The sequence below is a fragment of the Embleya scabrispora genome, assembly GCF_002024165.1.
In the GTDB taxonomy this organism is placed as follows: domain Bacteria; phylum Actinomycetota; class Actinomycetes; order Streptomycetales; family Streptomycetaceae; genus Embleya; species Embleya scabrispora_A.
Genome location: NZ_MWQN01000001.1, coordinates 2,559,149 through 2,580,203 on the forward strand (window position 1 = coordinate 2,559,149; position 21,055 = coordinate 2,580,203).

Genomic DNA, 21,055 nt, shown 5'->3' on the forward strand with positions numbered 1-21,055 from the left:
CGCTACTCCAGCGCGAGCAACGTGCGTACCACTTCGGCCAGATGCGCGGCCTCGTCGTGCGCCTGGTCGTGGGTCTCGGCCTCGACCATCACCCGGACCAGCGGCTCGGTGCCCGACGGACGCAGCAGCACCCGGCCGGTGGCGCCCAGCCGCTCCTCCACCAGCGCGACGGCGCGGGCGAGTTCGGGGGTGGTGTGCACCCGGGTGCGGTCCACGCCGGCGACGTTGACCAGCCGCTGCGGCAGGCGGGTCATCACCGACGCCAACTCGTGCAGCGGCTTGCCGGTCTCCGCGACGCGCGCGAGCAGGCGCAGCGCGGTCAGCGTGCCGTCGCCGGTGGTCGCGTGCTCCAACAGCACCACGTGGCCCGACTGTTCGCCGCCCAGCGAGAGCCCCGAGGCCTGCATGGCCTCCAGTACGTAGCGGTCGCCGACCGCGGTCTCCACCATCTTGATGCCCGCGGCCTGCATGGCCAGCCTGAGCCCGAGGTTGGACATCACGGTGGCCACCAACGTGTTGTCCACGAGATGCCCGCCGTCGCGCATGGCCAGCGCGAGCACCGCCAGGATCGCGTCGCCGTCGACCAGCTCGCCGCGCGCGTCCACCGCCAGACACCGGTCGGCGTCGCCGTCGTGCGCGATGCCGGCGTCGGCGCCGTGCTCGACCACGGCCGCCGCGAGCGCGTCCATGTGCGTGGAGCCGCAGTTGTCGTTGATGTTCAGGCCGTCGGGCTCCGCGTGGATCGCGATCACCTCGGCCCCGGCCCGGCGCAGCGCGTCCGGCGCGACCGCCGAGGAGGCGCCGTTGGCGCAGTCCACGACCACCTTGAGCCCGTCCAGGCGGTGCGGCAGGGACGACAGCAGGTGCTCGACGTAGCGCTCGTGACCCTCGGGGTGGTCCTGTACCCGGCCGACCGCGGAGCCGGTCGGCCGCTCCCACTCGGTGCCGAGCAGCGCCTCGATCCGGTCCTCCACCTCGTCGGGCAGCTTGTGGCCGCCGCGCGCGAAGAACTTGATCCCGTTGTCCGGCATCGCGTTGTGGCTCGCCGAGAGCATCACGCCCAGGTCCGCGCCGAGCAGCCCGGTCAGGTAGGCGATCGCCGGCGTCGGCAACACGCCGGCGCGGTAGACGTCCACGCCCGCGCCCGCAAGCCCGGCGACCACGGCGGCCTCCAGGAACTCCCCGGACGCCCGCGGGTCACGACCCACCACGGCGAACGGCCTGCGGCCGTGCCCTGATTGCGGAATCCCGTCCCGGCCGCGTGATCCGAGCACCCGCGCGGCGGCGACCGCCAGATCGAGCGCCAGTTCCGCGGTCAGCCGGCCATTCGCCAGGCCACGCACGCCGTCCGTACCGAAGAGTCGTCCCACAGTTGGATCTCCCGCATACATTCCGGATGTCTCGGACACTACCTCTCGGCGTCACTCCTCCAGGAGTGCGCCGGAAAAAAGCATCAGGCCCCGGGGGCACGAACCGTGCCCCCGGGGCCTGATGACGCTGCGAACAGCCGCAGAGGGTGCTGCGGGCTGTTTAGCGCTTGCTGTACTGAGGCGCCTTGCGCGCCTTCTTCAGACCGTACTTCTTGCGCTCCGTGGCACGCGGGTCACGGGTCAGGAAGCCGGCCTTCTTGAGCGCCGGGCGGTTCGCCTCGACGTCGGCCTCGTTCAGCGAACGGGCCACACCCAGACGCAGCGCGCCGGCCTGGCCGGAGACGCCGCCACCGTGGATGCGGGCGTGCACGTCGTAGCGGTCGTCCAGCTCGAGCACCTTGAAGGGCTCGTTGACCAGCTGCTGGTGCACCTTGTTCGGGAAGTATTCCTCGAGCGAACGCCCGTTGATCTTCCACTTGCCGGTGCCGGGCACGATGCGAACGCGCGCGACGGCCTCCTTGCGGCGGCCGGTGGCCGCGCCCGCCTGCGGCTCGCTGAAGCGCGACGCGAGCGACTCGGAGGTGTAGCTCTCGAGCGGAAGACCCTCGGTCTCCTCGATCGGGGTTTCTGCAATGGTCTCGGCCACTGTTCTCCTCAAACTATTCGTTCGTCAGGCGGTGGCCGTGACTACTGCGCGACCTGGGTGATCTCGAACGGAACCGGCTGCTGCGCCGAGTGCGGGTGCTCGGAACCGCGGTACACCTTGAGCTTCGACAACATCTGCCGACCCAGGGTGTTCTTCGGGAGCATGCCCTTGATGGCCTTTTCCACGGCCTTCTCGGGGTTCTTCTCCAGCAGCTCGTCGTAGCGGACGGCGCGGAGGCCACCCGGGTAGCCGGAGTGGCGGTACGCCATCTTCTGGCTGCGCTTGTTGCCCGACAGGTGAACCTTGTCGGCGTTCACAATGATGACGAAATCGCCGGTGTCGACGTGCGGCGCGTACACCGGCTTGTGCTTACCCCGGAGCAGGGCAGCAGCCTGGGTGGACAGACGGCCGAGCACGACATCGGTCGCGTCGATGACGTGCCACTGACGCTGGACGTCGCCGGGCTTGGGGCTGTACGTGCGCACGGTCGATAGCCTTCGCTTCTTCGTGAGTGTGTGCTGACGGATGCCGACTGGCTGTCCGGGAGATGATTCCGAACCATGCGGACTCCGGTGGCCGGCGGCCCGGCGTACCGACTCCACTCAAGCAAGCCAATACGCACAACGAACCGGCACAATACCGGGTCAAGGGGGTGCCGGTCAAAACGAGCAATGGGGCGATGATTTGCTCATGCCCCTCTCCAGCGTAAGCCATCGCCGGGAGTGCTCCGACCGTGCCACGCCGACACTTCCCGCTTCGGTGACGGATACGATGCGCCGAACGGCCGGAGCGTCGGCACATGGGGAGCCGGGGCGGGTCATTTCCTTGCAGGGGGCGGATGTGTCGGGGGTCGGAACACCCGGAGACGACGGGCAACGCCCATGGAGCGTACGCCCGGGCGGGCCCGGTACGCCGGGGCAGCCGCAACACGCCTGGGACCCGTTCCCCTCGCACGCGCACGGATCCCAGGGGCAACCGCCGCCACAGCAGCCCCAACAGCCCTTCGCGCAACCCCCCTCGCAAGCCCAACAGCCCGCAGGACAACAGCAGTTCGGCGGCGCGGGCGGGTCGAGCGGCCCGGACTGGAGCCGGTTGGCGGAGGAGCGGGACTCGGCCGCCCGGCGACGCAGGCTGATGTTCGCCGTGGGCGGCACCGTGCTCGGGCTCGCCCTGGTCGGCGGCGTGGTCGCCGCCGCGATGACGCTGTCCGGCGGTGACGACGACAAGAAGGCCGGCCCCGGCACCTCCGGCGGTCCGTCCGCCGCGACGTTCGCCCCGGAGAAGCCGACGTTCCGCCCGGCGCCGACCGTGCCGGCGCCGCCGCCCGCCCGCGCGGTGCTCGCCGACCCGGCCCTGGACACCGCGCCCTTCACCGTCGAATCGTTGTTCCCCAACCAGAAGTTCACCGTCAACGGACGGCAGTACTCGGTGGCCGCGGGCAAGCTGGACAACACGTGCTCCGACGGCACCGACGCCAAGCTCGGCGCCGCGGCCCGCGACCGGCAGTGCACGCAGCTGATCCGGCTCGCGGTGATCGGCCCCAACGGGGTGGTCTCCACCGCGGGGGTCGCCTCGTTCCCGTCCGAGGACAAGGCAGCCGCGGTCAAGAACGGCAAGGACGGCGGCGAACTGCTGCCGCTGGCCGGTCCCGGGGTCAAGGTGTTGGACGCCAAGAAGCAAAAGCACGGCAAGCTGCGCAACTCGGTGGGCCGCTACGGCCTGTTCACCCTCGACTGGTACGCCGACGGCAAGGACCCGGTCGGCGACGACAAGACCATGGCGCAGGCCCAGGACGACGTGGACAAGTTCCTGTGGAACTCGTTGACCGCGCGCGGCGAGGCGATCTCCAAGCAGATCGACGACGAGAACCGGCGCAAGGCGCTGGAGCAGATCCAGGGCTGAGCGACATCGGGGCGGCGCGGGGCCGCCCCGCGCTCAGCTGCCGTCGCGGCGCCGCCGGGTGGCGCTCACCCGGTCCGCGAGCAGTTCGTCGGCCGGATACGCGACCTCCTCCAGGGTGAGCCCGTGCGCGGGCGCGACATGCACGCCCGAGTCGCGCACCGCGCGCCCCAGGACCTCCAGCGGCCAGGCCGGCGGCTTGCGCCCGGTGCCCACCGCGAACATCGCGCCGACCAGCGAGCGCACCATGTTGTGGCAGAACGCGTCGGCCCGCACGGTCGCCACGATCACCGGTCGGTACGCCGGACCCACGTCCGCCCCCGTCGGCGTCTCGCGGGCCCAGGAGAAGTCCTGGAGACAGCGCACCGTCGTGGCCCCCTCGCGCCGGCGGCAGAACGACGCGAAGTCGTGCTCGCCGATCAGCCGGCCGGCCGCCTCGTTCATCCGGTCCTCGTCCAACGGCCGGTCGTGCCACACCACGTCGCCCCGGCGCAGCGGGTCCACCCCGCCCGGCGCGTCGCACACCCGGTACGCGTAGCGCCGCCAGATCGCGCCGAACCGCGCGTCGAACCCGGCCGGCGCCACGGTGATGTCGCGCACCCGCAGATCCCGCGGCAACCGCCCGGTGACCCGACGCAGCGCCACCTCGCCCAGGTCGGCCCACACCTCGTCGGGCACGTCCAGGTGCGCCACCTGGCCCCGTGCGTGCACCCCCGCGTCGGTCCGCCCGGCCACGGTCAGCTGCGCGGGCTCCGCCAGCCGCAGCACCGTGGTCAGCGCGCTCTCCAACGTCCCCTGCACGGTGCGCAGTTCGCGCTGCCGGGCCCACCCGGCGAACTCGGTGCCGTCGTACGACAGATCGATGCGCAAGCGCACCACGTCATCCACCTCCGGACATGGCGCGAGCCCGCCCTCCGTACACAGACGGAGAACGGGCTCGCACAGGAATACGGAACGCCTGGAGCGTCCGACCCGGCTCAGGCCTTGTCGGCGTCCTTGCTCTCCTCGGCCTCGGCGGCCTCGGCGGGCGCGTCCTCGGTCTCGACGGCCTTGGCCGTCTCGACCTTGGCGGTCTCCTGCTCCTTGACCGAGCGCTTGGTGGCGGCCTCGGCCTCGCCGACCGCGGTCTGCGCCACGGTCAGCGCCTCGACCAGCTCGATGACCGCCATGGGCGCGTTGTCGCCCTTGCGGGTGCCGATCTTGGTGATGCGGGTGTAGCCGCCGGGGCGGTTCGCGTAGCGCGGACCGATCTCCTCGAACAGCGTGTGCACGACGCCCTTGTCACGAACGACGGTGAGCACCTGGCGACGGTTGTGCAGGTCGCCCTTCTTCGCCTTGGTGATCAGTCGCTCGGCGACGGGACGCAGCCGGCGCGCCTTGGCCTCGGTCGTGGTGATGCGACCGTGCTCGAACAGCGCCGTCGCGAGACCGGCCAGGATCAGCCGCTCGTGGGACGGGCCGCCGCCGAGGCGCGGACCCTTGGTGGGCCTGGGCATGTTCTCTCCTTGATATTCCTGCGCCGGCCGGATCAGGTACCGGCGTCAGTCCACCCGGGCCGGTCGACCCGGGTGGCGGCAACGCCTTGCGGCGAAGCTCAGTACTGCTCGGTCTCCGCGAAGCCGTGGTCGTCCTCGTCGCCGAAGCTGTCCGCGGCGGCGGTCGGGTCGAACCCGGGCGGGCTGTCCTTGAGGGCCAGACCCATCCCGTTGAGCTTCGCCTTGACCTCGTCGATGGACTTCGCGCCGAAGTTGCGGATGTCCAGCAGGTCGGCCTCGCTGCGCGCGACCAGCTCACCCACGGTGTGGATGCCCTCGCGCTTGAGGCAGTTGTAGGAGCGGACCGTGAGCTCGAGCTCCTCGATCGGCAGCGCCAGGTCGGCCGCGAGCGCGGCGTCGGTCGGCGACGGGCCCATGTCGATGCCCTCGGCGTCGATGTTCAGCTCGCGCGCGAGACCGAACAGCTCGACCAGGGTCTTGCCCGCGGAGGCCATGGCGTCGCGCGGACGCATGGACTGCTTGGTCTCGACGTCGACGATCAGCTTGTCGAAGTCGGTGCGCTGCTCGACACGGGTCGCCTCGACCTTGTAGGTGACCTTGAGCACCGGCGAGTAGATCGAGTCGACCGGCACGCGGCCGATCTCCTGGCCCGCCTGCTTGTTCTGCACCGCGGAGACGTAGCCGCGACCGCGCTCGACGGTCAGCTCCATCTCCAGCTTGCCCTTGGCGTTCAGCGTGGCCAGGACCAGGTCGGGGTTGTGCACCTCGACACCGGCCGGCGGCGCGATGTCGCCGGCGGTGACCACACCCGGGCCCTGCTTGCGCAGGTACATCACGACCGGCTCGTCGTGCTCCGAGGAGACGACCAGCTGCTTGATGTTCAGGATGAGGTCGGTGACGTCCTCCTTGACGCCCGGCACGGTGGTGAACTCGTGCAGGACACCGTCGATCCGGATGCTGGTGACGGCAGCGCCCGGGATCGAGGACAGGAGGGTACGACGGAGCGAGTTGCCGAGCGTGTAGCCGAAGCCGGGCTCGAGGGGCTCGATGACGAACCGCGAGCGGTATTCGTCGACGACGTCCTCGGTGAGGGTCGGCCGCTGGGCGATAAGCATGGGGTGCCTCCATGTCATTGGCGTCCGCTATATGACGCCAGTGAGAACAAGGATACGGGCGGACCGGCACACGGGGCTTGTGTGGAAACCCCGTGGCGGTCCGCCCGTTCCGTGGAGCGCTACTACTTGGAGTAGAGCTCGACGATCAACTGCTCCTGCACCTGCGTGTCGATGACCTGACGCGCCGGGAGGGAGTGCACGAGGATGCGCATCTTGCCCGGGATGACCTCGAGCCAGGCCGGGACGGTGCGCTCGCCGGCCTCGGCACGGGCGACCACGAACGGGGTCAGCTCGACCGAGTCCTTGCGGACCTCGATGATGTCGTTGTCGGAGACCCGGAACGACGGGATGTCCGTCTTGACGCCGTTGACCACGATGTGACCGTGGCGCACGAGCTGACGGGCGTGGTCACGCGACTTGGCGAAGCCCGCGCGGTAGACCACGTTGTCCAGGCGCGACTCGAGGATGCGAAGCAGGTTCTCGCCGGTCTTGCCCTGGCGACGGTTCGCTTCCTCGTAGTAGCCCTTGAACTGCTTCTCGAGAACGCCGTAGATGCGCGCGCACTTCTGCTTCTCGCGCATCTGCAGCAGGTACTCGCTGTCCTTGGTACGGCCACGACCGTGCTCGCCCGGCGGGTAGGGGCGAATCTCGATCGGGCACTTCGGGCCCTCGCACTTGCTGCCCTTGAGGAACAGCTTCATCTTCTCGCGACGGCAGCGCTTGCAGTCCGCGCCGGTGTAACGCGCCATTGTTCTTTAACTCCTAGTCAGCTGCGGGTCAGACGCGGCGGCGCTTGGGGGGCGGCAGCCGTTGTGCGGCACGGGGGTGACGTCCTGAATGGAGCCCACCTCCAGGCCGGTGGCCTGCAGCGAACGAATGGCGGTCTCCCGACCGGAGCCCGGGCCCTTGACGAAAACGTCGACCTTGCGCATGCCGTGCTCCTGCGCACGACGCGCGGCGGACTCGGCGGCCATCTGCGCGGCGAAGGGGGTCGACTTGCGCGAGCCCTTGAAGCCGACGTGGCCCGCGGAGGCCCACGAGATCACGTTGCCGCTGGGGTCCGTGATCGAAACGATGGTGTTGTTGAACGTGCTCTTGATGTGGGCGTGCCCGTGAGCGACGTTCTTCTTTTCCTTGCGGCGCACCTTCTTGGCGCCCGCGCGGCTCTTGGGAGGCATCTGCTGAAAACTCCTGAGGTCGTCGGTCCGCTACGAATTGAGGACCGCGTGATCCGTCGTACGCGGACTACTTCTTGCCCGGCTTCTTCTTGCCGGCGATCGCGCGGCGCGGGCCCTTGCGGGTACGCGCGTTGGTGTGGGTGCGCTGACCGCGGACGGGAAGACCGCGACGGTGACGCAGACCTTCGTAGCAACCGATCTCGACCTTGCGGCGGATGTCGGCGGCGACTTCGCGGCGGAGGTCACCCTCGACGCGGTAGTTGCCCTCGATCCAGTCGCGAAGCTTGATCAGGTCGTCCTCGGCGAGATCGCGGACGCGGGTGTCGGGGTTGACACCGGTGTTCTTCAGCGTGTCCAGCGCACGAGTGCGCCCGACGCCGAAGATGTAGGTCAGAGCGACCTCGACCCGCTTGTCACGGGGGAGGTCGACGCCGACGAGGCGTGCCATATGTGTGGCTCCTGGTTTCAGTCGGAGGTCTGGCCCAGCACCGGTCCGGCGCATCCACGGGGGATGTGCTCGGTCCTCGGCCTCCGGCCGAGGGTGGCGTCCCGCACGGGGCGGGGGTCGGGTGCTGCGGCTCTTACGGGGTGCGTCGCGCGTCGATCGCTCGTTGTGCGAAGGGGGGTGGTGCCGCTCAGCCCTGGCGCTGCTTGTGGCGCAGGTTCTCGCAGATCACCATGACCCGGCCGTGACGGCGGATCACCTTGCACTTGTCGCAGATCTTCTTGACGCTCGGCTTGACCTTCATGATTTCTCCGGTACGTGTGACGAAGGCGTGCGGGCACGCCGCCGTCGCCGAGTCGGTTGTCGGTTTGCTGCCAGGCCCCACACACCACGCACGGCGTGGGCGGGACCGGGGCTCGCCTACTTGTAGCGGTAGACGATCCGGCCGCGGGTCAGGTCGTAAGGGCTCAGCTCCACGACAACCCGGTCGTCCGGCAGAATGCGGATGTAGTGCATCCGCATCTTCCCACTGATGTGCGCGAGGACCTTGTGCCCGTTCTGAAGCTCCACGCGAAACATGGCGTTGGGGAGCGACTCGATGACGGTGCCCTCGATTTCGATGGCCCCTTGCTTCTTGGGCATGTCCTCCGCGCTTCGTGTCTCGGGATCAACTACCGTTACCCGGCGCACATGACGATGCTCAAATTCTTGACGCCCGACGGGCGTGCCAAACCTGGCTACATGCGAGCCGACGAGTCAGTCTAAGCCACTGGACGGGTGAAAGCGAAACCGGCCCCGGAACCGCGGATTCCGCGCCCGGACGCGACCTCGAACCACCGCGCCCGCGCGCGCCGGCGCGAGGATCAGCGCACGAAGTAGACCAGCGCCCACACCAGTACGCCGAGGCTCATCACGACCAACCAGACCTTGTTCAACATCGCGTTGGACACCCGCGACCGGTGCTCCTCGGCCGGACCGTAGGCACCGGCGCGAAACGGCGCCTCGACGGGGCGGTCGTATCCCGGCGGCGGCGTCGCGCCCGCCGCCTCGGACCGATCGTCGCGACCCGGCAGGTTCGCCGCGAGCGCGTCCAGCTCCCCCACCGTGACCGCCCGGCGCACCCCGTCCAGGCCGGCCCGGTAGTCGGACAGCGCCAGGCGACCCGACGCCAGGTGCTCACGCAGCTCGGCGGTCACACGCTCGCGGTCCGCCGGCGTCGCGGGGGCGTTCGGATTCCGGTCCATGCCCCGAGCGTAGTCCCGCTCGGCCCGCCGGCGCCCGGGTCACGGCGCGGCGCGGCCGTGTCGCCACATGATCATCTGGATCGACCCCAGCACCGCGGCCGCCGGACCGTAGACCCACACCGGCCAGAAGTACACGACGCCCGTGCCCGCGACCGCGACCAGCAGCCAGATCACCACGTTCAGCGCGGTGACCGCGTTCAACACCGTCCAGGCCGCGCGCAGGCCCCGCGCCGCGGTGGCCCAGCCGTCGCCCGGGCGCCGCACCGGGGCGGCCGACCACCGCACCTCGGCCGGCACCGGCGGCAGCGGCGGCGAAAGCGGCATCGCGGGAAGCACCGACGTCGCCGGCTCCACACCCGACGCCGACGGCCGGGCGAGCGCCGCCCGGGTGCGCGCCTCCTCGTAGGCCATCCGCGCACGGATCACCTCGACGTCCGCCTCCAGATGCTCCGGAGGCGGCAGATCGGAGATCAACCGGGCCAGATCCCCCAGGGTCACCGCCGCGATGGCCGCGCCCATGCGCTCGTTGAACTCTGCCAGCGTCAGCCGTCCGACCAGATGGTGCTCGCGAAGGAGCGTCACCGCCGCCTCACGGTCCACGTCGGATGCCCGCATCGTCGGATGCCTCACCATGCCTTCGACACTAGGCAGGCACCGCGGTCTCGTACATGGGGCCAGCCCCACCATCGGCGGGGGTCTGTCCTCAGTCAGGGCGCGGTGAGCACCACGGGCCCGTTCGCGGTGATCGCGATCGAGTGCTCCCAGTGCGCCGCGTGGCCGCCGGCGGTGGTCTTGACCGTCCACTCGTCGGGCAGCGTGTAGGTGTCCGGCTTGCCGAGGGTGACCATCGGCTCGATCGCCAGGCACACCCCGACCTCCAGGCGCGGACCGCGGCCGCCCGGGCCGTAGTTGAGCACGTGCGGGTCCTGGTGCATCTCGGTGCCGATGCCGTGGCCGCCGTAGTCCTCGACGATCCCGTACTTCGCGCCGCCCGGCAGCCGGTGCGAGCGGATCGACTTCTCCACCGCGTGGCTGATGTCGGTCAGCCGACCGCCCGCCACCGCCGCCTCGATGCCCGCCCACATCGACTGCTCGCACACCCGGCTCAGTTCCAGCACCTCGGGCACCACCGTGCCGATCGGCACCGTGATCGCCGAGTCGCCGTGCCAGCCGTCCAGGATCGCGCCGCAGTCGATCGAGATGATGTCCCCGTCCCGCAGCGGAGTCTCGTCGGGGATCCCGTGCACCACCACGTCGTTGACCGACGCGCAGATCGACGCCGGGAAGCCGTGGTAGCCCTTGAACGAGGGAATCGCCCCGGCGCCGCGGATCGACCGCTCGGCGATCGTGTCCAGATCGGCGGTGGTCACCCCGGGCACCGCCGCCTCGCGCAGCAGGGCCAGTGTGTTCGCCACCACCGCGCCGGCACGACGCATCTTCTCGATCTGCTCGGGCGTCTTGCGTTCGATCCGCATGTGCCGCTTCCTGAACACCGGCATGGCCGTCCTCACCTGTCATCCACTGAAAGCACGATGGGCGATCCGGGGTTTCCCCGGATCGCCCATGTGTGATGTCTGTCGCGGCCGGCGCCGATCAGGCGCCGAACTCCCGAAGTGCGGTCATCGCGCGCTCGGTGACCTCCTTGACCGGACCCGTGGCCTGGATCGGCAGCAGGAGGTTGCGCTCCGAGTAGTAGCCGACCAGGGGTTCGGTCTGCTCCTTGTAGACGTCCAGACGGTGCCGGACGGTCTCCTCCCGGTCGTCGTCGCGCTGGTACAGCTCGCTGCCGCACTCGTCGCAGATCCCGGCCACCTTCGGCGCGTCGGTCAGGATGTGGCAGACGTGCCCGTTGGCCCGGCACTGCCGACGGCCCGAGATGCGCTGGATGATCTCCGAGTCGTCGACCTTGAGTTCGAGCACCACGTCCAACTCGGTGTCGTTCTCGGCCAGGATCTCGTCGAGCACCTTGGCCTGCGCCGTGTTGCGCGGGAACCCGTCGAGGAGGAAACCTCCGGCCACGTCCGGCTGCGCCAGGCGCTCCCGGACCATGCCTATGGTCACTTCGTCGGGTACGAGGTTGCCCGCGTCCATGTAGGTCTTCGCCTCGCGGCCGAGCGGAGTGCCCTGGCTCACGTTGGCGCGGAAGATGTCACCTGTCGAGACTGCGGGAATCGACAGGTTGGCGGCGATGTACTGGGCCTGGGTTCCCTTACCCGCGCCGGGAGGCCCCACGAGAACGATACGCATTTAGCGGAGGAAGCCTTCGTAGTTGCGCTGCTGGAGCTGACTCTCGATCTGCTTCACGGTTTCCAGACCCACTCCCACGATGATCAGGATGCTCGTGCCGCCGAACGGGAAGTTCTGGTTGGCGTTGAAGAGCACGAGCGCGATGCTGGGTACCAGCGCGATCATGCCCAGGTACAACGATCCGGGCCACGTGATCCTGGTGAGGATGTAGTTCAGGTATTCCGCGGTCGGTCTGCCGGCGCGGATCCCCGGAATGAAGCCACCATACTTCTTCATGTTGTCGGCTACTTCTTCGGGGTTGAACGTGATGGCCACGTAGAAGAACGCGAAGAAGACGATCAGCAGGAAGTACGTGATCATGTACAGCGGGTGGTCGCCCTTGACGAAGTGTCGTTCGATCCACACCGCCCAGTCCGACTTGCCACCGCTGAACTGCGCGATCAGAGCCGGAATGTAGAGCAGCGACGAGGCGAAGATGACGGGGATGATGCCCGCCTGGTTCACCTTGAGCGGGATGTAGGTCGAGGTCCCGCCGTAGGCGCGACGCCCGATCATGCGCTTGGCGTACTGCACCGGGATCCGGCGCTGCGCCTGTTCCACGAAGACCACCAGGCCGACCATCACGAGGCCGATGGCGATGACGGTGAAGAACGGGATCCAACCGTCGCCGATGGTGCCCTGCTCCTTGATCGTCCACAGCGCGGCCGGGAAGCCGGCGGCGACCGAGACGAACATCAGGATCGACATGCCGTTGCCGATGCCGCGGTCGGTGATCAGCTCACCGAGCCACATGATCGTCGAGGTGCCGGCCGTCATCACGACGACCATCACGATCACCCGGAAGAGCGAGTCGTCCGGAACGATGCCCTGCGGATCGCAGGTGGCGCTGCGGGCGCTGGAGAACAGCGCGCCGCTGCGGGCGGTGGCGATCAGCGCGGTCGCCTGGAGCACGGACAGCGCGATGGTGAGGTAGCGGGTGTACTGCGTGATCTTCGCCGTGCCGGCCTGGCCCTCCTTCTTGAGGGCCTCCAGCCGCGGGATCACGACGGTGAGCAGCTGGAGGATGATGCTCGCCGTGATGTACGGCATGATCCCCAGCGCGAAGATCGTGAGTTGCAGCAGCGCGCCACCGCTGAACATATTCACGAGCCCGAACAGGCTGTTCTTGTTGGAGTCCTCTACGCAAGAGCGCACCATCTCGAACGAGACGCCGGGTACCGGGATGTGCGACCCGATCCGGAAGAGGACGATGATCGCCAACGTGAACAGCAGCTTCTTGCGCAGGTCGGGCGTGCGGAACGCCCTGGCGAACGCGGTGAGCACACTGCCTCCTGCGCCCCGCCCGTCTCAGGGGCGAGTCGATCGAGTCGTCGGTCCGGGAAGAGGACCACTGGTCAGGTCCCTCACAGGACCTCACGGACAATAACAGCGCCGACGGCCCGGAAGTATCGCCCGGGCCCGACGTTCCTGCGTCATGACACAACACAAGTGAAATACGGAGCAAGTCATGTGAGGGGGTGGCGCAATGAACCCACCCCCACGGCACAGCAAACCACAGGGGCGCCACCACCTTACCGGCGTGACGCCCCTGCGCTATAGCCTCCAACGACGTCAAGGCCCGTTCGGTACCGATCCGAACGGGCCATGACGGTCATTCCTTGTCCGCGAGGGGTCAGACCGACAGTTCGTCGGCCGAACCGCCCGCGGCGGCGATCTTGGTCTTGGCGGAGCCGGAGAAGGCGTGGGCCTTCACCTGGACGGCCACCGAGATCTCGCCGGTGCCCAGGACCTTGACGGGCAGGTTCTTGCGAACCGCGCCCTTCTCGATCAGACCCTCGACGGTGACCTCGCCACCGTTGGGGTACAGGGACTCGATCTTGTCCAGGTTCACGACCTGGAACTCGACCCGGAACGGGTTCTTGAAGCCCTTGAGCTTGGGCAGCCGCATGTGCAGCGGCATCTGCCCACCCTCGAAGCGGGCCGGCACCTGGTAACGAGCCTTGGTGCCCTTGGTACCACGACCGGCGGTCTTGCCCTTGGAGCCCTCACCACGACCCACGCGGGTCTTGGCGGTCTTGGCGCCCGGGGCGGGCCGCAGGTGGTGCACCTTCAGCGGGTTGTCAGCACCCATGTCAGTCGACCTCCTCGACGGTGACGAGGTGCGACACCGTCGCGATCATGCCGCGGATCTCCGGGCGGTCCTCCTTGACGACCACGTCGTGGACGCGCTTGAGACCGAGCGAACGGAGAGTGTCCCGCTGGTTCTGCCTGCCACCGATCTTGGATCGGGTCTGCGTGACCTTGAGACGTGCCATTACGCACCAACCCCCGCGCGGGCCCGCAGGAGCGCGGCCGGGGCCACGTCCTCCAGGGGCAGGCCACGACGAGCCGCGATCTCCTCGGGGCGAACGAGCCCCTGGAGCGCCGCGACGGTCGCGTGCACGATGTTGATCGGGTTCGACGAACCGAGCGACTTGCTCAGCACGTCGTGGATGCCGGCGCACTCGAGCACGGCGCGCACGGGGCCACCGGCGATGACACCGGTACCCGGCGAGGCCGGCTTCAGGAGCACGACGCCGGCAGCCTTCTCACCCTGGATCGGGTGCGGAATGGTGCCCTGGATACGGGGGACCTTGAAGAAGTGCTTCTTGGCCTCTTCAACACCCTTGGCGATCGCGGCCGGCACCTCCTTGGCCTTGCCGTAACCGACACCTACGGTGCCGTCGCCATCGCCCACCACGACCAGCGCGGTGAAGCTGAAGCGACGTCCACCCTTCACGACCTTGGCGACGCGATTGATCGCGACGACGCGCTCGACGTAAGCGGTCTTCTCGGCGGCTGCGCCACCATCACGTCGATCCCGCCGGTCCCGCCGCTCGCCGCCGCCGGCGCCGCCACCGCGGCGCTGGGGTCCAGCCATCAGAATGTCCTCATCTGTCGTTCGAAGCTTGTCCGGAGCAGCGGGCTCAGAAGGTGAGCCCGTTTCCGCGTGCGGCATCCGCGAGAGCGGCGATGCGACCGTGGTACCTGTTGCCACCGCGGTCGAACACGACGGCCTCGACACCCGCGGCCTTCGCGCGCTCGGCGACCAATTCGCCGACCTTGCGAGCCTGGGCGGTCTTGTCACCCTCGGCACCGCGGATGGACGGGTCCATCGTGGACGCCGAAGCGAGAGTGTGGCCGGCGATGTCGTCGATAACCTGCGCCACCATGTGACGGGTGGAGCGGCTCACGACGAGACGGGGCCGCAGCGGGGTGCCGGAAACCTTCTTCCGCACCCGGATGTGCCGGCGCTTGCGTGCGACAGACTTCTTCGCAACGCCCTTGCCGGTCTTCACGCCGACAGCCATGCCTACTTACCAGCCTTTCCGACCTTGCGGCGGATGACCTCGCCCGCGTACTTGACGCCCTTGGCCTTGTACGGGTCGGGCTTCCGCAGCTTGCGGATGTTCGCGGCGATTTCACCGACCTTCTGCTTGTCGATGCCCTCGACCGAAAAACGGGTGGGGGCCTCGACCGCGAAGGTGATGCCTTCCGGGGCCTCGACGACCACGGGGTGGCTGAATCCGAGCGCGAACTCCAGCGAGGAGCCCTTCTGCTGGACACGGTAGCCGACACCGCTGATCTCGAGCTTCTTGATGTATCCCTGGGTCACACCAGTGATCATGTTCGCCACCAGCGTCCGGGACAGCCCGTGCAGGGCCTTCGAGCGGCGCTCGTCGTCGGGACGGGTCACCGCGAGGGTGCCGTCGTCCGACTTGGCGATCTCGATCGGGGCGGCGATGGTGTGCGACAGGGAACCCTTGGGGCCCTTCACGACGACCTCGCGGCCATTGATGGTGACGTCCACACCGGTGGGAACCGGGATGGGGAGACGTCCGATGCGCGACATTGCTCTCCTTCCCTTCCCTTACCAGACGAAGGCGAGGACTTCCCCGCCCACGCCCTTCTTGGCCGCCTGCTTGTCGGTGAGGAGACCGGTCGACGTCGAGATGATCGCGACGCCGAGGCCACCGAGTACCTTCGGCAGGTTCGTGGACTTTGCGTACACCCGCAGACCGGGCTTCGACACGCGGCGGACGCCGGCGATCGAGCGCTCGCGGTTCGGGCCGTACTTGAGGACGACGGTGAGCTTCTTGCCCACCTCCGCGTCCTCGACGCGCCAGCCCTGGATGTAACCCTCCTGCTGGAGGATCTCCGCGATGTGCGACTTGATCTTGCTGAACGGCATCACGACATCGTCGTGGTATGCCGAGTTGGCGTTCCGCAGACGGGTCAGCATGTCTGCGATGGGGTCGGTCATGGTCATGACGGCCTCAAGGCCTTTCTCGCCGTGGTTTCCCGGCGTGCGATCCCTCGCCCGCCGCCGACCCGAGGGGCGGCGGCGGACGGCGACTGCGGTGCGGGACCTACGACGTCGTTACTGTTCTCGCTCCGCCCAGCGGGCGAGCGATGTGTTGCGGTAGCGGTAGCTCTCGGCCGCCGAGGCGGCCGCGGACTACCAGCTGCTCTTGGTGACGCCCGGCAGCTCGCCGGCGTGCGCCATGGTGCGCAGGCACACACGGCACAGACCGAACTTGCGGTACACCGAGTGAGGACGGCCACAGCGCTGGCAGCGCGTGTAGCCGCGAACCTCGAACTTCGGCTTGCGGGCGGCCTTTGCGATCAGGGCCTTCTTCGCCACGTCTCAGTCTCCTTGTTGCGTTCCTCAGCCGCCGAGGCGACTGCTCACGCTTCCTTGAACGGGAAGCCGAGGAGACGCAGCAGAGCGCGGCCCTCGTCGTCGTTCTTGGCGGTGGTCACCACAGTGATGTCCATGCCACGAACGCGGTCGATCTTGTCCTGGTCGATCTCGTGGAACATCGACTGCTCCGTGAGACCGAAGGTGTAGTTGCCGCGGCCGTCGAACTGCTTGGGCGAAAGCCCGCGGAAGTCACGGATACGCGGCAGGGCGATCGACAGCAGACGGTCCAGGAACTCCCACATGCGGTCGCCGCGCAGTGTAACGTGCGCGCCGATCGGCTGACCCTCGCGCAGCTTGAACTGCGCGATGGACTTGCGGGCCTTGGTGACCTGGGGCTTCTGGCCGGTGATGGCCATCAGGTCCTTGATCGCGCCGTCGATCAGCTTGGAGTCGCGGGCGGCGTCGCCCACACCCATGTTGACCACGATCTTGGTGACGCCGGGAACCTGCATGATGTTCTCGAACGAGAACTCCTCACGCAGCTTGCCCAGGATCTCCTCGCGGTAACGCTGCTTCAGACGCGGCAGTTCACGCGCCTCGGTGGTGACCGTCATCAGATGTCCTCACCGGTCCGCTTGGCGTACCGGATCTTGTTGCCCTCGTCGTCGAACCGGAAGCCGGTCCGGGTCGGGACCTTCTTACCGTCCTTCTCCACGACCAGCATCACGTTGCTGATGTGGACGGACGCTTCCTGGGTGATGATGCCGCCGGTCTTGGCACCCTTGGCGGACTGACCCACCTTGGTGTGCTTCTTGATCCGGTTGACACCCTCGACCAGGACGCGCTCCTGGGTCGGGTAGGCCGCGATGACCTTGCCCTGCTTGCCCTTGTCCTTGCCGGTGATGACCTGTACCAGGTCACCCTTCTTGATCTTCATCGCCTTCGCCATTGGTTAGAGCACCTCCGGCGCGAGCGAGATGATCTTCATGAACTTCTTCTCGCGAAGCTCACGGCCGACCGGGCCGAAAATACGGGTGCCACGGGGTTCGCCATCGTTCTTCAGGACGACGGCGGCGTTCTCGTCGAAGCGGATGTAGGAGCCGTCGACACGCCGGCGCTCCTTGACCGTCCGCACGACGACCGCCTTGATGACGTCGCCCTTCTTCACGTTGCCACCGGGGATCGCGTCCTTGACGGTGGCAACGATGACGTCCCCGATGCCCGCGTAGCGCCGGCCGGAGCCACCGAGCACACGGATGCAGAGAATCTCCTTCGCACCCGTGTTGTCGGCGACTCGCAGTCGCGACTCCTGCTGGATCACGTCTAACTCCTGATCGTCACGTCGCGGTCACGACCCACGGATGGTGGGGCGACCGGCGCTCGCTACTTGGCCTTTTCGAGGATCTCGACGATGCGCCAGCGCTTGCTGGCGGACAGCGGCCGAGTCTCCATGAGGACGACACGGTCACCGACGCCACAGGCGTTCTGCTCGTCGTGAGCCTTCAGCTTGTTCGTGCGGCGGATGACCTTGCCGTACATCGGGTGCTTCACGCGGTCCTCGACGGCGACGACGACGGTCTTGTCCATCTTGTCGCTGACGACGAGGCCCTCACGGGTCTTGCGGAATCCCCGGGCTGCTTCAGTCATCTCAGTCTTCTCGCTCACGCCGCGCCTCCGGTCTCCTGCACGTCGATGCCCAGCTCGCGCTCGCGCATCAGCGTGTAGATCCGGGCGATGTCCTTACGGACAGCCTTGAGCCGCCCGTGGTTTTCGAGCTGCCCGGTCGCCGCCTGGAAACGGAGGTTGAACAGCTCCTCCTTGGCTTCGCGGAGCTTGGCGACGATCTCCTCGTCACCGAGTTCGCGGAGCTCGGACGCCTTGGTAACGGCCGCCATCACGCCTCACCAGCCTCGCGCCGGACGATCCGGCACTTCATCGGCAGCTTGTGCACGGCGCGGGTGAGCGCCTCACGAGCCACCTTCTCGTTCGGGTACGACAGTTCGAACATCACCCGACCGGGCTTGACGTTCGCGACCCACCACTCGGGCGAGCCCTTACCGGAACCCATGCGGGTCTCGGCAGGCTTCTTGGTCAGCGGACGGTCGGGGTAGATGTTGATCCACACCTTGCCACCACGGCGGATGTGCCGGGTGATGGCGATACGAGCGGACTCGATCTGACGGTTGGTGACGTACGCCTGGCCGAGGGCCTGGATGCCGTACTCGCCGAACGCCAGTTCCGTACCGCCCTTGGCGCGGCCACCACGCTTGGGGTGGTGCTGCTTGCGGTGCTTGACCCTGCGGGGGATCAGCATCGGGGTCAGGCCTCCGATCCGGATTCGGGCGCCGAGTTCACAGCCTCGGCCGCCGGCGCGGAACCGGTGTCCGAGGAACCGGTGGCCTGCGCGTCGTTCTGCTGCGGACGTCCGCCGCGGCCACCACGGCCACCGCGCTCGCCACCACGACCGCCGCCGCCACCCTCGCCGCGGCGGGGACGCTCGGGAGCGCCACCACGGGCGGGACGGTTGCTGGCACGCGCCGCGGCGTTCTCGGCACGGACCTCGGCGATGTTCTTCACGTCGCCCTTGTAGATCCACACCTTCACACCGATGCGACCGAACGTCGTACGGGCCTCGAAGAAGCCGTAGTCGACGTTGGCGCGCAGCGTGTGCAGCGGCACCCGACCCTCGCGGTAGAACTCCGAACGGGACATCTCGGCCCCACCCAGACGACCACCGCACTGGATCTTGATGCCCTTGGCCCCGGCCTTCATGGAGCTCTGCATCGCCTTGCGCATCGCGCGGCGGAAGGACACGCGGCTCGAAAGCTGCTCGGCCACACCCTGCGCGACCAGCTGGGCGTCCACCTCGGGGTTCTTGACCTCGAGGATGTTCAGCTGGACCTGCTTGCCGGTGAGCTTCTCCAGCTCACCGCGGATGCGGTCGGCCTCCGCACCACGACGGCCGATGACGATGCCCGGCCGGGCGGTGTGGATGTCGACGCGGACGCGCTCACGGGTGCGCTCGATCTCGACCTTCGAGATCCCGGCGCGCTCCATGCCCTTCGTCATCATCTGACGAATCTTGACGTCCTCGCCGACGTAGTCCTTGTACAGCTTGTCGGCGTACCACCGGGACTTGAAGTCCGTGGTGATGCCGAGACGGAACCCGTGCGGGTTAACCTTCTGGCCCACTAGCGGGTCCTCTCCTTCTCGGCGACAACCACGGTGATGTGGCTGGTGCGCTTGCGGATGCGGTACGCCCGGCCCTGTGCCCGCGGACGGAAACGCTTGAGGGTCGGACCCTCGTCCACGTAGGCGGAGGACACGTACAGGTTGTTCGTGTCCAGGTTGTGGTTGTGACCGGCGTTGGCAATGGCGCTGTCCAGCACCTTGCCGACCGGCTCACTCGCGGCCTGCGGGGCGAATCGCAGGACCGCCTGGGCCTCCGCGGCGTTCATGCCACGGATGAGGTCCACCACACGGCGGGCCTTCATGGGCGTGACGCGGATGTACCGCGCCTGAGCCCTGGCTTCCATCGACGTCCCCTTGCTCATCTCGATATCCATGCGATTCGCCGCGTCAGCGACGACGCGACTTCCGGTCGTCCTTCTCGTGACCGCGGAAGGTCCGAGTCGGCGCGAACTCGCCGAGCTTGTGGCCGACCATCGACTCGGTCACGAACACCGGGACGTGCTTGCGGCCGTCGTGCACCGCGATCGTGTGGCCCAACATCGCCGGGACGATCATCGAGCGGCGGGACCAGGTCTTGATGACGTTCTTGGTTCCCTTGTCGTTCTGTACGTCCACCTTCTTGATGAGGTGGCCGTCGACGAAGGGTCCCTTCTTCAGACTGCGCGGCATCGAGACTGCTCCTAGCGCTTCTTGTTCGTCTTGCGGCGGCGGATGATGAGCTTGTCGCTGGCCTTCTTCGGCCGACGAGTACGACCCTCGGGCTTGCCCCAGGGGCTCACCGGGTGGCGACCACCGGAGGTCTTGCCCTCACCACCACCGTGCGGGTGGTCGATGGGGTTCATCGCCACACCGCGGACGGTCGGGCGCTTGCCCTTCCAGCGCATGCGACCGGCCTTGCCCCAGTTGATGTTCGACTGCTCGGCATTGCCGATCTCGCCGACCGTCGCCCGGCAGCGCACGTCCACCAGGCGAATCTCGCCCGAGGGCATGCGGAGGGTCGCGTGGGCGCCCTCCTTCGCCAGCAGCTGCACGCTGACACCCGCGGAACGGGCGATCTTCGCGCCGCCACCGGGCCGGAGCTCGATGGCGTGGATGACCGTACCGACCGGGATGTTCCGGAGCGGCATGTTGTTGCCCGGCTTGATGTCGGCGCCCGGACCGTTCTCGATCCGGTCGCCCTGCTTCAGCTTGTTCGGGCACAGGATGTAGCGCTTCTCGCCGTCCGCGTAGTGCAGGAGAGCGATGCGCGCGGTGCGGTTCGGGTCGTACTCGATGTGCGCGACCTTGGCCGGAACGCCGTCCTTGTCGTTGCGCCGGAAGTCGATCAGTCGGTACGCGCGCTTGTGTCCGCCACCCTGGTGGCGAGCGGTCACGCGGCCGTGGTTGTTACGACCACCCTTGCTGTGCAGAGGGCGGACCAGCGACTTCTCCGGCTCGGACCGCGTGATCTCGACGAAGTCGGCGACGCTGGCGCCACGACGGCCCGGCGTCGTCGGCTTGTACTTGCGGATGCCCATGGCTTCTCTTAGTCCTCGTCCG

The 21,055-nt window shown here is 68.1% G+C and carries 33 protein-coding genes and 1 pseudogene; 1 reads left to right on the top strand and 33 read right to left on the bottom strand.

Annotated features, from left to right (window positions below):
- Positions 1-2 precede the first annotated feature (2 nt).
- From glmM to rplM, 3 genes are all read right to left on the bottom strand, one after another.
- Complete coding sequence (gene glmM, locus B4N89_RS11075; RefSeq protein WP_078975712.1) at positions 3-1,370, bottom strand: phosphoglucosamine mutase; 1,368 nt, start codon at positions 1,368-1,370, stop codon at positions 3-5.
- 160 nt (positions 1,371-1,530) lie between these two features.
- Positions 1,531-2,016 carry a 30S ribosomal protein S9 gene (rpsI, locus tag B4N89_RS11080; protein ID WP_078975713.1) on the bottom strand — a complete coding sequence of 162 codons (486 nt, stop codon included), beginning with the start codon at positions 2,014-2,016 and terminating at the stop codon, positions 1,531-1,533.
- A gap of 41 nt (positions 2,017-2,057) precedes the next feature.
- The gene (gene rplM / locus B4N89_RS11085) at positions 2,058-2,501 is read right to left on the bottom strand and encodes a 50S ribosomal protein L13 (protein ID WP_020549205.1); all 444 of its coding nucleotides are present in this window, start codon (positions 2,499-2,501) and stop codon (positions 2,058-2,060) included.
- 607 nt (positions 2,502-3,108) lie between these two features.
- Between rplM and B4N89_RS11090 the strand changes: the two genes are divergently transcribed.
- Positions 3,109-3,918 carry a hypothetical protein gene (locus B4N89_RS11090; protein WP_078975714.1) on the top strand — a complete coding sequence of 270 codons (810 nt, stop codon included), beginning with the start codon at positions 3,109-3,111 and terminating at the stop codon, positions 3,916-3,918.
- A 33-nt stretch (positions 3,919-3,951) separates the two neighbouring features.
- Here the strand turns inward: B4N89_RS11090 and truA are convergent, their stop codons facing one another.
- The 30 genes and pseudogenes from truA to rplB form a co-directional block, all read right to left on the bottom strand.
- Positions 3,952-4,794: a tRNA pseudouridine(38-40) synthase TruA gene (gene truA / locus B4N89_RS11095; protein ID WP_101897288.1), complete on the bottom strand. Its 843-nt coding sequence runs from the start codon at positions 4,792-4,794 to the stop codon at positions 3,952-3,954.
- A gap of 98 nt (positions 4,795-4,892) precedes the next feature.
- Positions 4,893-5,411, bottom strand: a complete 519-nt coding sequence (rplQ, locus tag B4N89_RS11100; RefSeq protein WP_078975716.1) for a 50S ribosomal protein L17 — start codon at positions 5,409-5,411, stop codon at positions 4,893-4,895.
- 98 nt (positions 5,412-5,509) lie between these two features.
- A complete protein-coding gene (locus B4N89_RS11105; protein WP_020549209.1) occupies positions 5,510-6,526 on the bottom strand; it encodes a DNA-directed RNA polymerase subunit alpha in 1,017 nt (338 codons plus the stop codon).
- 122 nt (positions 6,527-6,648) lie between these two features.
- Positions 6,649-7,275 carry a 30S ribosomal protein S4 gene (gene rpsD / locus B4N89_RS11110; protein ID WP_020549210.1) on the bottom strand — a complete coding sequence of 209 codons (627 nt, stop codon included), beginning with the start codon at positions 7,273-7,275 and terminating at the stop codon, positions 6,649-6,651.
- 28 nt (positions 7,276-7,303) lie between these two features.
- Positions 7,304-7,704 (bottom strand): annotated as a pseudogene (gene rpsK / locus B4N89_RS11115) (30S ribosomal protein S11).
- A 67-nt stretch (positions 7,705-7,771) separates the two neighbouring features.
- On the bottom strand, positions 7,772-8,152 hold the full coding sequence (rpsM, locus tag B4N89_RS11120; protein WP_078975718.1) for a 30S ribosomal protein S13: 381 nt from the start codon (positions 8,150-8,152) through the stop codon (positions 7,772-7,774).
- Between the two features lie 187 nt (positions 8,153-8,339).
- On the bottom strand, positions 8,340-8,453 hold the full coding sequence (gene rpmJ, locus B4N89_RS11125; RefSeq protein WP_009740505.1) for a 50S ribosomal protein L36: 114 nt from the start codon (positions 8,451-8,453) through the stop codon (positions 8,340-8,342).
- A gap of 116 nt (positions 8,454-8,569) precedes the next feature.
- The gene (infA, locus tag B4N89_RS11130) at positions 8,570-8,791 is read right to left on the bottom strand and encodes a translation initiation factor IF-1 (RefSeq protein ID WP_018382544.1); all 222 of its coding nucleotides are present in this window, start codon (positions 8,789-8,791) and stop codon (positions 8,570-8,572) included.
- Positions 8,792-9,012: 221 nt separating this feature from the next.
- On the bottom strand, positions 9,013-9,393 hold the full coding sequence (locus B4N89_RS11135; protein ID WP_078975719.1) for a DUF1707 SHOCT-like domain-containing protein: 381 nt from the start codon (positions 9,391-9,393) through the stop codon (positions 9,013-9,015).
- Positions 9,394-9,432: 39 nt separating this feature from the next.
- Positions 9,433-10,026: a DUF1707 SHOCT-like domain-containing protein gene (locus B4N89_RS48945; RefSeq protein WP_201260826.1), complete on the bottom strand. Its 594-nt coding sequence runs from the start codon at positions 10,024-10,026 to the stop codon at positions 9,433-9,435.
- A gap of 74 nt (positions 10,027-10,100) precedes the next feature.
- Positions 10,101-10,892 (bottom strand): type I methionyl aminopeptidase, encoded by a 792-nt coding sequence (gene map / locus B4N89_RS11145; RefSeq protein ID WP_078975721.1) that lies wholly within the window; start codon positions 10,890-10,892, stop codon positions 10,101-10,103.
- Positions 10,893-10,986: 94 nt separating this feature from the next.
- A complete protein-coding gene (locus B4N89_RS11150; RefSeq protein ID WP_078975722.1) occupies positions 10,987-11,640 on the bottom strand; it encodes an adenylate kinase in 654 nt (217 codons plus the stop codon).
- Complete coding sequence (gene secY, locus B4N89_RS11155) at positions 11,641-12,963, bottom strand: preprotein translocase subunit SecY (RefSeq protein WP_078975723.1); 1,323 nt, start codon at positions 12,961-12,963, stop codon at positions 11,641-11,643. It abuts the gene before it with no gap.
- Between the two features lie 349 nt (positions 12,964-13,312).
- Positions 13,313-13,771, bottom strand: coding sequence for a 50S ribosomal protein L15 (rplO, locus tag B4N89_RS11160; protein ID WP_078975724.1), 459 nt, complete (start codon positions 13,769-13,771; stop codon positions 13,313-13,315).
- 1 nt (position 13,772) lies between these two features.
- Positions 13,773-13,955: a 50S ribosomal protein L30 gene (gene rpmD / locus B4N89_RS11165; RefSeq protein ID WP_020549219.1), complete on the bottom strand. Its 183-nt coding sequence runs from the start codon at positions 13,953-13,955 to the stop codon at positions 13,773-13,775.
- The gene (gene rpsE / locus B4N89_RS11170) at positions 13,955-14,560 is read right to left on the bottom strand and encodes a 30S ribosomal protein S5 (RefSeq protein ID WP_020549220.1); all 606 of its coding nucleotides are present in this window, start codon (positions 14,558-14,560) and stop codon (positions 13,955-13,957) included. Before rpsE ends, rpmD begins: the two co-directional genes overlap by 1 nt.
- Positions 14,561-14,606: 46 nt before the next feature.
- Positions 14,607-14,990, bottom strand: a complete 384-nt coding sequence (rplR, locus tag B4N89_RS11175; RefSeq protein WP_078975725.1) for a 50S ribosomal protein L18 — start codon at positions 14,988-14,990, stop codon at positions 14,607-14,609.
- A 2-nt stretch (positions 14,991-14,992) separates the two neighbouring features.
- Entirely contained in the window at positions 14,993-15,532 is a 540-nt protein-coding gene (rplF, locus tag B4N89_RS11180) for a 50S ribosomal protein L6 (protein WP_078975726.1), read from the bottom strand.
- A gap of 18 nt (positions 15,533-15,550) precedes the next feature.
- Positions 15,551-15,949, bottom strand: coding sequence for a 30S ribosomal protein S8 (rpsH, locus tag B4N89_RS11185; protein WP_020549223.1), 399 nt, complete (start codon positions 15,947-15,949; stop codon positions 15,551-15,553).
- 189 nt (positions 15,950-16,138) lie between these two features.
- Positions 16,139-16,324, bottom strand: a complete 186-nt coding sequence (locus B4N89_RS11190) for a type Z 30S ribosomal protein S14 (protein ID WP_020549224.1) — start codon at positions 16,322-16,324, stop codon at positions 16,139-16,141.
- Between the two features lie 44 nt (positions 16,325-16,368).
- Positions 16,369-16,938: a 50S ribosomal protein L5 gene (gene rplE, locus B4N89_RS11195; protein WP_078975727.1), complete on the bottom strand. Its 570-nt coding sequence runs from the start codon at positions 16,936-16,938 to the stop codon at positions 16,369-16,371.
- Positions 16,938-17,261, bottom strand: a complete 324-nt coding sequence (gene rplX, locus B4N89_RS11200) for a 50S ribosomal protein L24 (RefSeq protein WP_078979278.1) — start codon at positions 17,259-17,261, stop codon at positions 16,938-16,940. Before rplX ends, rplE begins: the two co-directional genes overlap by 1 nt.
- A 15-nt stretch (positions 17,262-17,276) precedes the next feature.
- The gene (gene rplN / locus B4N89_RS11205) at positions 17,277-17,645 is read right to left on the bottom strand and encodes a 50S ribosomal protein L14 (protein WP_078975728.1); all 369 of its coding nucleotides are present in this window, start codon (positions 17,643-17,645) and stop codon (positions 17,277-17,279) included.
- Positions 17,646-17,707: 62 nt separating this feature from the next.
- Positions 17,708-17,989, bottom strand: a complete 282-nt coding sequence (gene rpsQ, locus B4N89_RS11210) for a 30S ribosomal protein S17 (RefSeq protein WP_020549228.1) — start codon at positions 17,987-17,989, stop codon at positions 17,708-17,710.
- A complete protein-coding gene (gene rpmC / locus B4N89_RS11215) occupies positions 17,986-18,219 on the bottom strand; it encodes a 50S ribosomal protein L29 (protein ID WP_020549229.1) in 234 nt (77 codons plus the stop codon). Before rpmC ends, rpsQ begins: the two co-directional genes overlap by 4 nt.
- Positions 18,219-18,638 carry a 50S ribosomal protein L16 gene (gene rplP / locus B4N89_RS11220; RefSeq protein ID WP_020549230.1) on the bottom strand — a complete coding sequence of 140 codons (420 nt, stop codon included), beginning with the start codon at positions 18,636-18,638 and terminating at the stop codon, positions 18,219-18,221. The genes rpmC and rplP overlap by 1 nt, the downstream gene beginning before the upstream one ends.
- 5 nt (positions 18,639-18,643) lie before the next feature.
- Positions 18,644-19,516, bottom strand: coding sequence for a 30S ribosomal protein S3 (rpsC, locus tag B4N89_RS11225; RefSeq protein WP_078975729.1), 873 nt, complete (start codon positions 19,514-19,516; stop codon positions 18,644-18,646).
- Positions 19,516-19,860 (bottom strand): 50S ribosomal protein L22, encoded by a 345-nt coding sequence (rplV, locus tag B4N89_RS11230; RefSeq protein ID WP_078979279.1) that lies wholly within the window; start codon positions 19,858-19,860, stop codon positions 19,516-19,518. Before rplV ends, rpsC begins: the two co-directional genes overlap by 1 nt.
- 43 nt (positions 19,861-19,903) lie before the next feature.
- Positions 19,904-20,185: a 30S ribosomal protein S19 gene (gene rpsS / locus B4N89_RS11235; protein WP_020549233.1), complete on the bottom strand. Its 282-nt coding sequence runs from the start codon at positions 20,183-20,185 to the stop codon at positions 19,904-19,906.
- A gap of 11 nt (positions 20,186-20,196) precedes the next feature.
- Positions 20,197-21,033, bottom strand: a complete 837-nt coding sequence (gene rplB, locus B4N89_RS11240) for a 50S ribosomal protein L2 (protein ID WP_020549234.1) — start codon at positions 21,031-21,033, stop codon at positions 20,197-20,199.
- Positions 21,034-21,055: the final 22 nt, after the last annotated feature.